Here is a 15,615-nt window from a genome sequence, read left to right on the forward strand (position 1 = left end):
TCACCTGCGGCGGGTGAATTCACCTGGAAAGTCATTGGGCGAATACCTCGGTCAGGCGAGGCGCGATAGTCTGCAACGGCAGGATTTCAGCAGCAGCATCAATGGCAGCGGCCGCCTTGGGCATGCCGTAGACCGCAGAACTGGCCTGATCCTGTGCGATGGTCAGAAACCCCTGCTCACGCATCAATTTAAGACCTTGAGCTCCATCTCGCCCCATGCCGGTCAATAAAACACCCACAGCATCACCATTCCAATAGCGGGCCACACTCTCGAAGAAAACATCGATAGAAGGCCTGTAGATTTCGTTTACAGGTTCGGCCGTATAAGCCAGCGTCCCGTCCTTCAACAAGCGGATATGGTGGTTGGTACCGGCCAGCAGCACCTCGCCGCGTTGCGGCGGCTCCCCCTCGCGTGCCAGACGCACCGGCAACCCCGAGGCCGTACACAGCCAGTCAGCCATACCCGCAGCAAATACCTGGTCCACATGCTGCACCAGAACGATAGCCGCCGGAAAACTCGCCGGCAGCCCTTTCAATAAAATCTCCAGCGCCGCCGGGCCTCCGGCAGACGAGCCGATAGCGACCAATCCTTCACGCAAGGCAATCTTGCGCAGCGAAGGAGGTGCTGTACGTTCACGGGTGGTGCGTTGCCCGATCAACCAGCCGATATTCAATATCTTGCGCAGTAATGGCGCCGCAGCTTCCCGAGGGTTTCCAGCACCGATAGCAGGCGTATCCACTACGTCCAGTGCCCCGTGGCCCATGGCCTCGAATACACGATGGACGTTCTGCTCACGGTCAACAGTCACAAGAACGATAGCGCATGGTGTCGCAGCCATGATCTGCCGCGTGGCTTCGACGCCATCCATGACCGGCATGATCAAGTCCATCAGGATCAGGTCCGGCGTCTGCTCGGCGCAACGTTTGACCGCTTCGGCGCCATTACCGGCGACCCAGACGATCTGATGCTCAGGCTCGAACGCCAACGCCCGGCGCAAGGCCTCTACAGCCATGGGCATGTCATTGACGATGGCAATCTTCATTCTTGCGCGTCCCCTATCAATTCAGCGACGGCATCAAGCAAGGCATCGTCGTGGAAACTGGCCTTGGCCAGATAATAATCAGCGCCCGCATCCAGGCCACGGCGCCGATCTTCTTCACGATCCTTGTAGGAAACCACCATCACTGGCAGAGATTGCAAACGAGTGTCACGACGCACCAGAGTCACCAACTCGATACCGTCCATACGCGGCATATCGATATCGGTGATCAGCAGGTCAAAGTCCTCGGCACGCAAGGCATTCCAACCATCCATACCATCAACGGCAACGGCCACTTCATAACCGCGGCCGACCAGCAATTTGCGCTCCAGCTCACGAACAGTCAACGAGTCATCAACCACCAGGACACGCTTGCGCGCCACATGGTCGGCTTGACGATTACGCCGGTCAATACGCTCCAGACGCCCTGTATTGAGGAGCTTTTCCACCGAGCGCAGCAGGTCTTCGACATCGATGATCAACACCACCGAACCGTCATCGAGCAGAGCGCCTGCAGAAACATCCTGAACCTTGCCCAGACGGGCATCAAGCGGAATGACAACCAGCGTGCGCTCACCGATGAACCGCTCGACAGCCACGCCGTAGACGGCATCACGCTCACGGATGACAACGACCTTGAGCGCCTCGTCGCTTCTCTGGGGTTGCGGACGATTCAACAACTGACTGGCAGAAACCAGACCGACATGGCGGTCTTCATGCCAGAAATGCTGGCGCCCTTCCAGTTGCACGATATCTTCGGGCTGCAAATCGCGCATGCGCTCGATATGCGCCAGCGGGAAGGCGTAGGCTTCGCCGCCCACCTCCACCACCAGGCTGCGCACGACCGACAGCGTCAGCGGCATTTCGATGCGGAAACGACTGCCCTCACCGGACCATTGCTGCAATTCGACACTGCCATGCATCTGGCGAACCATATGCTGCACGGCGTCCAGGCCTACACCCCGGCCGGATATCTGCGTGACCTTGTCGCGCATGCTGAAACCCGGCAGGAACAGAAAGCTCAACAGCTCTTCTTCGCTCAATTGCGCAGCGGTTTCGGCAGGCGACAGCTTGCGCTCGATGATATTACGGCGCAAACGTTCAAGATCGACACCATTGCCGTCATCGCTGAGCTGCACGACCAGCAGACCCGCCTCATGGGAGGCCCGCAACTGAATCTGCCCTTCAGGGTCCTTGCCCAGCTCCTTGCGACGCTCGGGCGATTCGATGCCATGGTCCACCGCATTACGTAGCAGGTGCGTCAGGGGGGCTTCCAGTTTTTCCAGGACATCGCGGTCGACCTGGGTCTTTTCGCCCTCGATCTTCAGGCGCACCTGCTTGCCGAGTTCGCGACCCAGATCACGCACCATGCGCGCCTGACCGTTGAGCACATCGGCGAACGGACGCATACGGCAGGCCAGTGCAGTGTCGTACAGCAACTGGGCTCGTTGCCCAGACTGCCAGCCGAACTCATCCAGCTCAGCAGCCTGCTGCATCAGCATTTGCTGAGCCTGAGACAGAAAGTCGCGAGCCTCCTCCAAAGCCTTCTGTGCATCCAGCTCCAGACCTGTATCACCAAAACACGCTCCCAAGACCTCCAGCGCCCTGTCGCTGCTGACCTGCAGACGTTTAAGACGCTGCATTCCGGCTTGCAGGGGCTTCAAGCGTTGAGTTTCGACCAGCGCCTTGCTGGACAGGTCGAGCAGGCCATTGAGCCGTTCGGCAGTAACCCGCAAGACTCGCTCGCCGCCATCGGACACCCGCCGCTCACGTGTCGCGGCAGGCGCAGGTTCCGGCTCGGCAGCAACAGGCTCGGGGGGCGGCGGCTGTTCAAGACGCAAAGCGGCAGCCAGAGCATCGAGGGATGCCTGATTGCTACCCGGCGCTGGCACCAGCAGCGGCTCGACCAGCGGTATATCGCTGGCCGTCAGCAGGTCGGGTAAAGGCTCTGACAATGAATCAGGCAATGGAACACTGACCGATCGCGCCGCTCCGACTCCCGAAGCCAGCAATGAATTCACTCGCTCGACATAGCTGTCGATATCGCTCTGCCCGATGCTGCTGTCAGTCGGTGTGGCAATGCGCATCAACAGATCGGTGCCCGACAGCAAGGCGTCGATATGGTCGGGCTGGAGCAGCAGTCGGCCCTCCTGGGCGCTGACCAGACAGTCCTCCATGACATGCGCAACGCTGACGCCATAATTGACCCCGACAATCCGCGCCGCACCCTTGAGCGAATGAGCGGCCCGCATGCAGGCTTCCAGTTGATCGGCCTGGGTCGGATTACGCTCCAGCTCCAGCAGGCCAGCACTCAACACCTGGGTCTGCGCTTCGGCTTCCAGGGTAAACAGCTCGAACAACGAAGCGTCCCGCATTTGATCTGGGGTCATGTAAGGCTCCGGTTGATGGCCGCCAACAACTCTTCTTCATCGAGCAAACGCAAGCTGCGGCCCTTCCATTGCAGGACACCGCGGGTAAATCGTGCATTGGCGTGCGTACCGGAAGCCGACGCGGCGTTCAGATGACGCTCTTCCATGGCATGGATGCCATCGACCTCATCAACGGGAACAACCACCGGCCCGCCTTGCGCGGCGATGATCAACATGCGCGGAACAATCCGCCCGGATGTAGCGACCACAGAACTGCTATCGAGCCCCAGCAGCTCGACCAGAGAAATACATGCCACCAGGGCACCGCGTACATTGGCGACCCCGAGCAAGGCACGGGAACGCTGATGGGGCAGCGAATGAATGACCTGATCGGGCGCGACCTCCGCCAGGCTGCGAGTTGCCAGCCCAAGCCACTCATCGCCCAAGCGAAAAACCAGAATCGAGCGGGTCTGGACATCACGTTGCAGTTCTATGCTTTGAAACTGATCGCGATGCTCCTGAAGCAGGGAGTAACGATCCAGCAAGCGGGTAGCCGCAGCAGAGTACACCGCACAGTTACGGCAATGAATATGCTCCTGCAATACGGGGCAGGAACGATCACCGTGAATGCCGATGCGGTTCCAGCAATCATCGATGGCCTGGGCGTCGTCGTGAGTCAGACTCGAAAGAGTGGACAGCCCCGTCATCGATTGCTTCCTTGTTTATTGGCGCCGCGCGTAGCACGGTCCTGCAAACGACGAGCACCGGCACTGTCTCCCTGGGACGCCAGCAAAGCGGCCAGTTGCGCCAGGGATTCAGGGTGCTGCGGCTGCAAGTACAGCGCCTTGCGATAGAAACCCTGAGCCTGCGACACGCTCCCCTCCACTTCGCTGAGCAGCCCCAGCCAGTAGAACACCTGAGCCACAGGCTCGTGCTGTTGCAGATAACGCTCGCACGCAGCCCGCGCCTCAACGCTTTTGCCCTCGTTGGCAAGGCTGGCAATAGTCGCCAACTGGGCCGCGACATCATCCTTGCCGGCCACGGCAGACGCAGGCCGGGAAGGAGCAGGCGCATTGCCTGATGCAGATGAAGGTGCCGCAGGAGCGAAAGGCCGTGGAGCAGGCCGGGCCGGCTCGCGAACCGGTGGCGCCATGCTGCGGGCAATCGGTACAGGCTCGACAACTGCAGACGCACTCGCATCCTGTCCGGGCGCATGCCTGAAAGCGAATGATTGCGCGATACCGGCAGAGCGCATGCCAACCCGGCTCAACAGATTGCCCTCGGCAGGGCCGATAAACAGCAAGCCGTCTTCTCGGGTCAGGCGCTTGAGCACCTTGAATACATGGCGCTGCGTAGGCTGATCGAAATAGATCACCAGATTGCGGCAGAACACGAAGTCGTAGGGTTCCTGCGTCGCCAGAGCAGGGTCAAGCAGATTGCCGGGCTGGAAATTCACCCGCGCACGCACCCGGTCCTCAATCTGGTAGCCATCCTCCACCGGCCTGAAAAACCGGTCGCGGAAGCCGATATCGTTGCCCCGGAACGAGTTCTTGCCATAGATACCGCGACAGGCCTTTTGAATCGACAAGGGACTGATGTCGACGGCATCGATCTTGAAATGCTGCGCGCCGATATTGGCATCGAACAGAGCCATCGCAATGGAGTAAGGCTCTTCGCCTGTCGAGCATGGCAGGCTGAGAATGCGTAACGGTCTGGCGTCGTTAAGCGTTATCAGACGCTCCAGTGCCAGCTTGCTCAGTGTCAGGAAGGATTCGGGATAACGGAAGAACCAGGTTTCCGGAACGATCACCGCTTCAATCAGCGCCTGCTGCTCTTCGGGCGAACTCAGCAGCAATTGCCAATAGGCTTCATCGTCCACGGAACGGGTGTTCTGAGAGCGTTGGCGCAACGCACGCACAATGATGGCCTCGCCTACCGACGTGACGTCCAGACCGATACGATCCTTGAGGAAACTGAAAAAGCGCGAGTCATCGCTCATGGCGCATCCTCAAGAAGCTCCAGATCAAGCGGAGGAATGGGATACAACAATTCGCGCACAGGTTCGGTCAACAGTTCCTGAACGTGAATCCATTGCAGCAGCCCTTGCTCGTCCTCTCGAACCGGCCCCAGATAAGGTGCCAGACGATTTTCCAGACCGTACTCCTTGAACTGCGAAGGCGGGCAACGCAAGGTTTCGGTCGCCTGCTCCAGGATAAGGCCCAGCAACTGAGCCGGATGTGCGGCGTCATGACGATAATGCACCAGCACCATGCGGGTGCTGGTGCGCGACGGAGCTGCCTGCCCCGAACTCAGCGCACTGATATCGATGACCGGCACGATTTCGCCACGATGGGAGAAGATCCCCGCCACCCAATGCGGCACGTGAGCGATAGCCTTGAGTTTCACACGCGGCAGCACTTCGGCGATCTCGACCGCCTCCAGCGCGTAACGCTCCTCGCCGATACGGAACAACAGAAACAGCTTGTTCACGACAGGCGCGGGGCCTTGGCGTTTGGGTGAGTGATCCATCATGGCCCGGACTCAGACTTTGAAACGCGAGACGCCACTGCGCAGCCCTACCGCTACCTGACTCAACTCGTCGATGGCGAAACTGGCTTGACGCAATGACTCGACAGTCTGACTGCTGGCATCGGCCAACTGCACCAACGCCTGATTGATCTGCTCGGCACCCGTGGCCTGGGCCTGCATCCCCTCGTTGACCATCAGCACTCGCGGTGCAAGGGCCTGAACCTGATGAATGATCTGCGAAAGCTGCTCGCCGACCTGCGTTACCTCGAACATGCCACGGCGCACTTCTTCGGAGAACTTGTCCATGCCCATCACGCCAGCGGATACCGCCGACTGGATTTCGCGAACCATCTGTTCGATGTCGTAGGTGGCGACGGCGGTCTGGTCGGCCAGACGACGCACCTCGGTGGCAACCACCGCGAAACCGCGACCGTATTCACCGGCTTTCTCGGCCTCGATGGCAGCATTGAGCGACAACAGGTTGGTCTGGTCCGCAACCTTGACGATGGTCACCACCACCTGGTTGATGTTGCCCGCTTTCTCGTTGAGGATCGCCAGCTTGGAGTTCACCAGATTGGCCGCGCCCATCACCTGATGCATGGTGTCTTCCATCCGTGCCAGCCCTTGCTGGCCGGACCCCGCCAGAACCGAAGCCTGATCGGCGGCCGAGGTCACTTCAGTCATGGTGCGCACCAGGTCGCGGGACGTGGCGGCAATTTCTCGCGAGGTGGCACCGATTTCGGTGGTCGTGGCAGCGGTTTCAGTGGCTGTAGCCTGTTGCTGGCGCGAGGTGGCGGCGATTTCGGTCACGGAAGTGGTGACCTGGACCGAAGAGCGCTGCGCCTGGGCAACCAGTGCAGTCAGCTCGGTCATCATGTCGTTGAAGCCGGTTTCCACGGCGTTGAACTCATCCTTGCGGGCAAGGTTCAGGCGCGAACTCAAATCGCCGGTGCGCATGACGTCGAGGATTTTCACGATAAGCTGCATAGGCGACATGATCGAGCGCATCAGCAGCAAACCGCAGGAGGCCGCCGCCATGAGTGCAATCAGCAGGGAAAAGACCATGCTGATCTTGGCGCTCAATACTGCGGAAACGATGTTCTCGGTCGCCCGGTCAGCCAGTTGCTTGTTGGCGACGATGATGTCGTTGAGCTGTTTGCGTCCATCGCTCCAGACCGGATTCACCTGTTCATAGAATTCGGAGCGGGCCTTGGCATAGTCGCCAGACCCATAAGCGGTATGCACTTCCTTGAGCAAACGGGCGTAGATCTCGCGCCGTTTCTCGAAGAGCGTGAAGTTTGCTCTTTCGGCATCGTCGAAAATGGAGTTCTTGTAACCGTTGATCTGGGTCTGAAGGTTATCGTCAAACCCATCGAACTGGTCCTGCTCCTGCTTGGTCAGCGGTCGCGCCCGGCCTTCACCGATGAGTTCCAGAGTACGAATGTAGCTTTCGCCCCAGGAACTGCGGACCAGAGTGCTGTAATAGACGCCGGGAAGTGCATCAAGGCGAACCTGTTCCTCGCTGGACTCAATCGACAGCAAGCGCGAATAAGACACAACCACCATCAACAGCATGATCGCAATGATGACGGCAAAACTCGCCAAAATCCTTTGGCGCAGAGTCCAGTTCTTCACAGTCAGCCCTCAAGAGTTCAACAACGGCGTCTGGCCGTGTTCAAGAAGCGGACCGACAGACGGTCCAAGCGGCCTGAGTATAGCCCAGGCTTTTATGTATTAGCGTGTTGCAGGGAAAGGAAATTGAAAGTGACCCTGGCAGGCGGGGTGGCGCAGGAATCCGGGCTGACGGGCGCGCGCGTGGATGCAGGGTACGTTGTGATCCGGAGGGCTATCGACAGACACGTAGCCCTCGCTCCTCAAACCGTTTACTGAGCCTGGCGCACCTGCTCTTCCAGCTCGCTCTTGAGGCCCGGCGCCAGTTTCAATTGGCGAGCCAGTTCGTCAAGGTAAGCCCTTTCCATGAAGTGTTCCTGATCCACCAGAATCACGCTGGCGATGTACATTTCTGCCGCCATTTCCGGTGTTTTTGCCGCTCGCGCCACTTCAGAAGGGTCCAGCGGCTTGTTCAGTTCGGCGTGCAGCCAGTGTTGCAGCTCGTGGTCGTTGCTCAACTTGCTGAACTCGCCCTCGATCAATTCGCGCTCACGCTCGTCGACATGCCCGTCGGCCTTGGCTGCGGCAACCAGAGCCCGCAGGATCGCCTGGCTGTGCTCCTCGGCCTGCGACTCCGGCAAGCGGTCGATGGTCTGTGGCTCACGCTGAGCGGTAACGCCCTGGCTGGCCTGCCAGTTGCTGTAGGCCTTGTAGGCAAGAACGCCCAATGCCGCGAGGCCGCCATAGGTCAACACCTTGCCTCCCATCCCGGATGAGCGTTTGCCCTTGAGCAGGCTCATGGCACCCGCCGCCAAAGCACCACCGCCCGCACCGGACAAAAGGCTGCCCAGGCCACCGCTCTTGCCACCGGATTTTGAGCCAGAAAGCAGGCTGCCCAGGCCATTTACCAGCGCGTCGCTACTGGAAGAGCGCTTGCCAGACTTGCCGCTTACCTTATCTTGCAACATGTTTTGACCAGACTTGAGCAACTGGTCGAGTAAACCGCGCGTATTCATAAGAAACCTCCACAAGGCATGTCAGATGATTCATTGACACGCAGGTTAAAGCGAAGTCTCAAACGGGTGATTTCAGGTGTGCATCTGAATGTTGCAGATGACGTTATCAGCGAGGTCAATTCACGCCGCAAAAAGTTAAACCGTAGCAGGTGCAACCCTGATGCATTTCAAAGGTCAACTCACTCGAGAAGAAATTATGCGCCCATGTGGGTACATTGATAATTGACTCTGAAAAAAGTCTATGAAATCCCCATTCCATCAACATTGCCCTACCGGAGCTTGCCTGAAGTGACGTCAAGCATTGGTTTTCCTGCGGGCATCAGCGAAACGGCCCGGACGATCAGAAACAAGGACTGGAGCCAGACACCTCTTGGCCCGATAGAGCAGTGGCCTGCTTCACTGAAAAATACGTTGAACCTGATCCTGAACTCACCGGAGTCGATGTATCTGCTCTGGGGGCCGCAGTTGATCTTCTTCCATAACGACACTTACACGCCCATTCTCGGCCCGCGCAAAGACAATGCAATCGGTGCCAAAGCCCCTGAATTGTGGGCTGATGTCTGGGACCAGGTGGCACCCATGGTCGAAAATGCCCTGGCGGGCAAGACCTGCCTGTACAAGGACATGCCACTGACCATGGCTCGCTATGGCGAGACCGAGCAGACCTGGTGGTCGTTCTCGTTTTCCCCGGTGATTGATGAGCATGGCGTGACCGTCGGCATGTTCTGCATCACAAAGGAAACCACCCGCTATGTCCTGGATAAACAGGCACTGGAATCCAGTGAGCTGAAGCGACAGGCACTGATCAATGACCTGATCGAACTGGAAAAACAGCAGACCGCCAAGCTGGAACAGCGGACTGCCGAGCTGAATACCTTCTGGGATATCTCCCCGGACCTGCTGGCGGTAGTCGACTTCAAGGGGTACTTCCTGCGGGTAAATCCGGCCTGGGGCACTATTCTGGGACGAGAAACGCGAGAGCTGGTCGGTAGCTCCATTCTGGATCTGGTTCATCCTGACGATGTTTCCAGAACACAGGACGCCTTGCAGCATGCCATTGGCAGCGTGTTGCCCCTGTTTGAAAACCGCTACATGCACAAGGATGGCAGCTATCGCTGGATCGGCTGGACCGCAGCACCGGGTAACGGTCTGATCTTTGCGCTGGGCAAGCACATCACACCTGAAAAGCTGCATTCCGAAGCCTTGCGCAAAGCAGAGGAAGCCTTGCGCCAGTCGCAGAAGATGGAAGCGGTCGGGCAACTGACGGGCGGGCTGGCCCATGACTTCAATAATCTGCTGATGGGCATCACCGGCAATATCGAACTGCTCCAGTCGCGTGTGAATCAAGGTCGCACAGACCTGGGACGCTATATCTCTTCCGCTCTTGAAGGCTCAAGACGTGCAGCCGCCCTCACCCATCGCCTGCTGGCCTTCTCCCGGCGCCAGACGCTGGCGCCCAAAGCCACGCATATCGATGAGTTGGTCGAGGGCATGGAAGAGTTGATACGCCGCACCGTCGGCCCCGCCATCGACATGCAGGTAAAGCCCACCGATGACTTGTGGTCGACGATGGTCGACCCGCATCAACTGGAAAACTCGCTGCTCAACCTGTGCCTCAATGCCCGGGACGCCATGCCTGACGGCGGCACGATAAGGATCGAAACCAGCAATCGCATTCTGGACACGGCGACAGCAGCCAGGCATGAGCTGGCCGAGGGGCGTTACGTGGCGCTCTGCGTCAGCGATACCGGCACCGGCATGTCCGAAGAAGTGGTCGGGCGGGCATTCGATCCGTTCTTCACCACCAAACCCATCGGCATGGGCACCGGCCTTGGCCTGTCGATGATCTATGGCTTTGCCCGCCAGTCAGGCGGCGGGGTCAGCATTGACTCACGGCCCGGCAAAGGATCGAGGATCTGTATTCTCCTGCCACAGTTCGTGGGCGACACCGAACCTGCCGAACATGACATCAGCCTCGATGTTCCGCTCACCCAGAGCGCAGGCGGTGAAACCATACTGGTGGTGGATGACGAGCCTGCCGTGCGCTCGCTGATGGCCGAAGTGCTCGAAGAGCAAGGCTATATCGTCTTGCAGGCAGAACATGGCGCCGCAGCCCTGGTGATTCTGCAATCGAAAGCAGTCATTGATCTGTTGATCACCGATGTCGGCCTGCCCGGCGGCATGAATGGCCGCCAGGTAGCCGATGCCGCAAGAACGGTACGTCCGGGATTGAAGGTGTTGTTCGTGACCGGTTATGCGGAAAACGCAGCCCTGGCTCAGGACAACCTGGAGCCGGGGATGCATGTACTGACCAAACCGTTTGCTATCACGACCCTGACCAGCCGTATCACGGAGCTGCTGGACGGGTCGGCACAGGAGCCATGCTGAAGCGGGCCGGTCAGTCCCGCAGATCGGACTCATGGATCGGCTGGTCCCGATGGGTCGCACGCTGATACTGCGCTGGCCAGACAGCCTTGCGTCCACCCAGATCGTCGTCGGCATGCAACGGCCAGTAAGGGTCGCGCAACAACTCACGCGCAAGCAGGATGATGTCAGCCTGACCGGTGCGCAGGATATGTTCGGCCTGGGCAGGTTCGGTAATGAGCCCCACCGTGCCGGTAGCAATCCCGGACTCCTTGCGCACCCGCTCGGCAAAGCGCGTCTGGTAGCCTGGGCCGACCGGGATTTCCGCATTGGCGGAAGTGCCTCCTGAAGAGACATCGATCAGGTCGACACCCAGGGCTTTCAAGCGACGCGCCAGCTCGACGGTTTCATCGGGATTCCAGCCATCTTCTACCCAGTCAGTGGCGGAGACACGAACGAACAGCGGCAACTCTTCAGGCCAGACATCCCGAACAGCTTCGGTCACTTGCAGGGTCAGGCGAATACGGTTCTCAAACGAGCCGCCATACTGGTCCGTGCGCTGATTGCTCAGTGGCGACAGGAACTGATGCAGCAGATAGCCATGGGCTGCGTGAATCTCGACCACCTTGAAACCTGCGATCAAGGAACGACGGGCCGCGTCGACAAAGGACTGGATCAAACCCTGGATCTGGCTTTCGCTCAGTTGCACCGGGGCCGTGTGTTGTGGATCGAAAGCAATGGCCGAAGGCCCCCAGGGCTTCCAGCCACCTTCGCTCTCGGGCACGCTGCCATGCTTGCCCAGCCAGGGACGCCAGGTGCTGGCCTTGCGTCCTGCATGGGCCAGTTGAATACCCGCAACAGAACCCTGGGACGTAATGAAACGGGTGATGCGTTGCAGGGGCTCGATCTGCTCGTCGCTCCACAGGCCCAGATCCTGGGCTGTGATACGGCCATCTTCGGTCACGGCAACGGCTTCGCTGAACACCAGCCCTGCACCGCCAACGGCGCGACTGCCTAGATGGACCAGGTGCCAGTCGTTGGCCAGGCCATCGACACTGGAATACTGGCACATGGGCGAAACAGCGATGCGGTTGGGCAGGTTGAGCTGGCGAAGGGTGTAGGGTTCAAGCAGCAGGCTCATGGCGACCTCTCAGGTTGAAAATCAGGCGCTGGACTGTTTTGTGTCTACAGAGCCTAGTCGACAACCCGGGAGAGAGTCTGGTTCAACGAATGGCGATATGAGTCACGATCAACTGCACTGTCTCGTTGCCCCGATATTCGTTGAGGTCCAGCCGGTAGGCCAGTTCGACCTTGCACTTCTCCTGGACAGGCCAGATATCGAGGTCAACGCCGAAGGAAATGGCATCAAGCTTGATACTGCCACATTCGGTTTCAAGCACCATTTTCAGATGTTTCTTGCCGACGATGTAGTTATTCACGAGACGAAATACACCGTGAAACAAAGGCTCGGGGAAGTGCTGCCCCCATGGACCTGCGTTGCGTAGCTCTCGCGCCAGCCCCAGATTGAACTCCTCGACTGTCAGCGAACCATCGGACAGCAGGCGTCCGGTGAGATCTTCCTCATTGAGCTGGCGACGCACCTCCAGATCGAATGCTTCGGCAAACATCGGGAAGTTCGCTTCGGGCAATGAGAGGCCGGCAGCCATGGCGTGCCCGCCAAACTTGCTGATCAGTTGCGGATGACGGGCGGCAACCGCATCCAGTGCGTCGCGGATATGGAAGCCCGGCACAGACCGGGCCGAGCCCTTGAGCACGCCCTCCCCGGCACTGGCGAAGGCAATGGTCGGACGGTGATAACGCTCTTTCAGGCGCGAAGCGAGAATACCGATCACGCCTTGATGCCAGTCGGGCTTGAACAGGCACAGACCGAACGGCATGGAATCGACCGACAGGTTCTCGAGCAGCGCCAGCGCCTCGCGCTGCATGCCTTGTTCGATGGACTTGCGGTCCTGGTTCATCTCATCCAGTTGCACGGCCATTTCCCGCGCCAGCACCGGATCATCACAGAGCAGGCACTCGATCCCCACGCTTATGTCGTCCAGACGACCGGCCGCATTCAGCCGCGGACCAAGGATAAATCCCAGGTCGGTAGAGGTAATGCGCGAGGCGTCGCGACCAGCGACTTCGAGGATGGCACGCAACCCTGGCCGCGCACGGCCGGCACGAATACGCAGCAGGCCCTGATGCACCAGAATGCGGTTATTGGCGTCCAGCGGCACCACATCGGCCACGCTGCCCAAGGCAACAAGATCCAGCAGTTCAGCCAGATTGGGCTCGGCGTGCTCATTGAACCAGCCAATATCACGCAACTGCACGCGCAAGGCCATCAAGACGTAGAAGATCACCCCCACGCCCGCCAGAGACTTGCTCGGGAAGGTACAACCGGGCTGGTTCGGGTTGACGATAGCGTCAGCCTTCGGCAATTCGTGACCGGGCAAGTGGTGATCGGTCACCAGCACTTGCAGCCCCGCCGCCTTGGCAGCAGCCACGCCTTCGACGCTGGAGATGCCGTTATCCACGGTGATCAGCAATTGAGGCTTGCGCTGCAAGGCCACTTCAACGATTTCAGGGGTCAGGCCGTAGCCGTACTCGAAGCGGTTGGGGACCAGATAATCCACATGCGCCGCGCCAAACAGGCGCAGCCCCAGCACACCGACCGTACTGGCCGTCGCGCCGTCAGCATCGAAGTCTCCGACGATCAGTATGCGCTGGCGCTCACGGAGTGCTGTCACCAGCAGGTCTACGGCCGCATCGATCCCCTTGAGCTGCCGATACGGAATCAGTCGCTTCAGAACCTTATCCAGTTCGGCTTCGGACATCACGCCCCTTGAGGCGTACAGCCGGGTAAGCAAAGGCGGCAGATCGCCAAGAAAAGGCAGGGTGTCGGGCAACAGACGAGGTTCGATGCGCATGCGGTTCAGGTGATTCTCTGTGTATTCAACAATCTGAGCGGGTCGGTCAAGGCACGGCTATCAGCCGCGCTCACCTGCCAGCCACTGCAACTGTACTTCGTGCTGACCGCGGTCATCGGTCACGAAAACAGTGCCTTCACTGATCATCACATCCCACTTGATGACCCGTGGCATGTCCTTGGCCAGCGCTTCCAGAACGTCCTGAGGCACCGCCGCGATGTTGACGTTCTTCAGGTTCTTGACGGCCGGAACCACTTTGCCTTCCCAGACGCGCAGGCTGCCATAGGCCAGCAGGCTGGTGCGCTCGGTACGACGCGAACACCAGGTCAGGCGATCAGCATCGGGCTGGCCAACCTCGATCCAGTGCAGAACACGGTCGTCGAGACTTTTTTCCCAAAGGGCTGGTTCGTCTACTTCAGACAGGCCACGCCCGAACGATAATTGCTCGTTGTACCAGAAGGCATAGGCAAGCAGACGCACAGTCATGCGCTCTTCAGTCTCGGACGGGTGGCGGGCGATGGTCTGCTTGACGCTTTCATAGACCCCACGGTCAAGATCGGTGAGGTTCAGTTCAAACTTGTAGGTCGTGGAGGGCTGTGCCATGAACGGGCTTCTAGTGTCGGGGAAAAGGCGCAAGTCTAACCGATACCGGGCCGGGGAACGACCACATTGCCCCGGCAAGCAAAATCCACTGGCTTGATTGCAGACATTGATGCAATTTACGACTGCGAAAAAGGCAACCATATTGACCCTGATGTCAGGATTTGAAGCACTTGTGACGCCATCGTCACTGCAACGATCCAATCACGGTCCATTCACTTGAATACTATTTTTCGGGATGAAACCAGAGAATGTCTTCTCTCGCCTCGCCGTCTGCAAGATCGTATTTGACCAGGTTGCTGCTGGCACTGGTGCTATCGGGATTACCTTGCATCAGCCAGGCCAAAGAGACGTTGATCTGGCTTCTGCGCGACATGCCGCCAGCGACGATATTTTCCGGCCCTTATCAAGGGCAAGGCGCTATCGATCAATTCATGCCGGTGCTGATAGCCCGCATGCCCGAGTATGAACATGTGCTGATGCGGGTCAATCGGGCCCGCAGCACACAGATGCTGAACGACACTTCGCTGACCTGCGACCCCACTTTGCTGTGGACCCCGACACGGGCCAGGACCATCGTCTTTTCCATTCCGACCTACATCGTGTTCAGCAATGGGCTGGTGGTGCGCAAGGATGACCTTGAGCGCTTCACCCCGTTCATCGCCGACGGGCATATCGACCTGCGCGCGCTGATGGCCAGCAAGACCATCAAGCTGGGTGTCGTTGCAGAGCGCAGTTATGGAGCTGTGATCGACGAAGCGCTCAGCCACACTCCCAGGCAGGAGTTGAGCGAGCACTATGGCAACGATGCCGTCGGCAGCCTGCTGCAAATGGAGCGATTGGGACGTCTGCAGGCACTGATCAGCTATTGGCCCGAAGCCCGCGCCCATGCATTGCTACAGGGGATAAGGCCCGAGGAACTGACCTTCCTGCCTGTCAAGGACACCCCCAAATACCAGTTCACCCACATTGGCTGCTCGGATACGCCACAAGGCAGGCAAGCCATGGAAATCATCAACCGGGAAATGCGTACCCTGCGCGAAACCAGCCTGTTGAATTTCTATGCAAACTGGCTGGACCCGGAATTGCGGGCGCAGTACATAGAGGATGCCAAGGCGTTTTTTGAGACTAACTAAGCGCTGTACGACGAAGGT

General features: G+C 59.0%; 12 protein-coding genes. 2 read left to right on the forward strand and 10 right to left on the reverse strand.

What is annotated here, in order from left to right; translation table 11 throughout:
• Positions 1-31: 31 nt before the first annotated feature.
• The 7 genes from cheB to Q6A51_RS13955 all read right to left on the reverse strand — a co-directional run bounded on the left by cheB (position 32) and on the right by Q6A51_RS13955 (position 8,564).
• On the reverse strand, positions 32-1,042 hold the full coding sequence (gene cheB / locus Q6A51_RS13925) for a chemotaxis response regulator protein-glutamate methylesterase (RefSeq protein ID WP_304575029.1): 1,011 nt from the start codon (positions 1,040-1,042) through the stop codon (positions 32-34).
• Entirely contained in the window at positions 1,039-3,429 is a 2,391-nt protein-coding gene (locus tag Q6A51_RS13930) for a hybrid sensor histidine kinase/response regulator (RefSeq protein ID WP_304575030.1), read from the reverse strand. Before Q6A51_RS13930 ends, cheB begins: the two co-directional genes overlap by 4 nt.
• Complete coding sequence (locus Q6A51_RS13935) at positions 3,426-4,115, reverse strand: chemotaxis protein CheW (RefSeq protein ID WP_201003658.1); 690 nt, start codon at positions 4,113-4,115, stop codon at positions 3,426-3,428. The genes Q6A51_RS13930 and Q6A51_RS13935 overlap by 4 nt, the downstream gene beginning before the upstream one ends.
• A complete protein-coding gene (locus Q6A51_RS13940) occupies positions 4,112-5,407 on the reverse strand; it encodes a CheR family methyltransferase (RefSeq protein ID WP_304575031.1) in 1,296 nt (431 codons plus the stop codon). Before Q6A51_RS13940 ends, Q6A51_RS13935 begins: the two co-directional genes overlap by 4 nt.
• Positions 5,404-5,940, reverse strand: a complete 537-nt coding sequence (locus Q6A51_RS13945) for a chemotaxis protein CheW (protein WP_201017921.1) — start codon at positions 5,938-5,940, stop codon at positions 5,404-5,406. Before Q6A51_RS13945 ends, Q6A51_RS13940 begins: the two co-directional genes overlap by 4 nt.
• 9 nt (positions 5,941-5,949) lie before the next feature.
• A complete protein-coding gene (locus Q6A51_RS13950) occupies positions 5,950-7,572 on the reverse strand; it encodes a methyl-accepting chemotaxis protein (protein WP_304575032.1) in 1,623 nt (540 codons plus the stop codon).
• 248 nt (positions 7,573-7,820) lie between these two features.
• Positions 7,821-8,564: a tellurite resistance TerB family protein gene (locus Q6A51_RS13955; protein WP_201017923.1), complete on the reverse strand. Its 744-nt coding sequence runs from the start codon at positions 8,562-8,564 to the stop codon at positions 7,821-7,823.
• 288 nt (positions 8,565-8,852) lie between these two features.
• Between Q6A51_RS13955 and Q6A51_RS13960 the strand changes: the two genes are divergently transcribed.
• Entirely contained in the window at positions 8,853-10,952 is a 2,100-nt protein-coding gene (locus Q6A51_RS13960) for a hybrid sensor histidine kinase/response regulator (protein ID WP_304575033.1), read from the forward strand.
• Between the two features lie 10 nt (positions 10,953-10,962).
• On the opposite strand, the gene Q6A51_RS13965 is transcribed toward Q6A51_RS13960, so the two are convergent.
• From Q6A51_RS13965 to Q6A51_RS13975, 3 genes are all read right to left on the reverse strand, one after another.
• Positions 10,963-12,069, reverse strand: a complete 1,107-nt coding sequence (locus tag Q6A51_RS13965; protein ID WP_201017925.1) for an NADH:flavin oxidoreductase/NADH oxidase — start codon at positions 12,067-12,069, stop codon at positions 10,963-10,965.
• 82 nt (positions 12,070-12,151) lie between these two features.
• The gene (gene recJ / locus Q6A51_RS13970; RefSeq protein ID WP_201017926.1) at positions 12,152-13,861 is read right to left on the reverse strand and encodes a single-stranded-DNA-specific exonuclease RecJ; all 1,710 of its coding nucleotides are present in this window, start codon (positions 13,859-13,861) and stop codon (positions 12,152-12,154) included.
• A gap of 60 nt (positions 13,862-13,921) precedes the next feature.
• On the reverse strand, positions 13,922-14,464 hold the full coding sequence (locus Q6A51_RS13975) for a YaeQ family protein (protein WP_201003674.1): 543 nt from the start codon (positions 14,462-14,464) through the stop codon (positions 13,922-13,924).
• Between the two features lie 296 nt (positions 14,465-14,760).
• On the opposite strand from Q6A51_RS13975, the gene Q6A51_RS13980 reads away from it, so the two are divergent.
• The gene (locus Q6A51_RS13980; RefSeq protein ID WP_304575051.1) at positions 14,761-15,597 is read left to right on the forward strand and encodes a TIGR02285 family protein; all 837 of its coding nucleotides are present in this window, start codon (positions 14,761-14,763) and stop codon (positions 15,595-15,597) included.
• Positions 15,598-15,615 lie beyond the last annotated feature (18 nt).

Origin of the sequence: Pseudomonas serbiensis (assembly GCF_030580745.1) — a bacterium.
In the GTDB taxonomy this organism is placed as follows: Bacteria; Pseudomonadota; Gammaproteobacteria; order Pseudomonadales; family Pseudomonadaceae; genus Aquipseudomonas; species Aquipseudomonas serbiensis.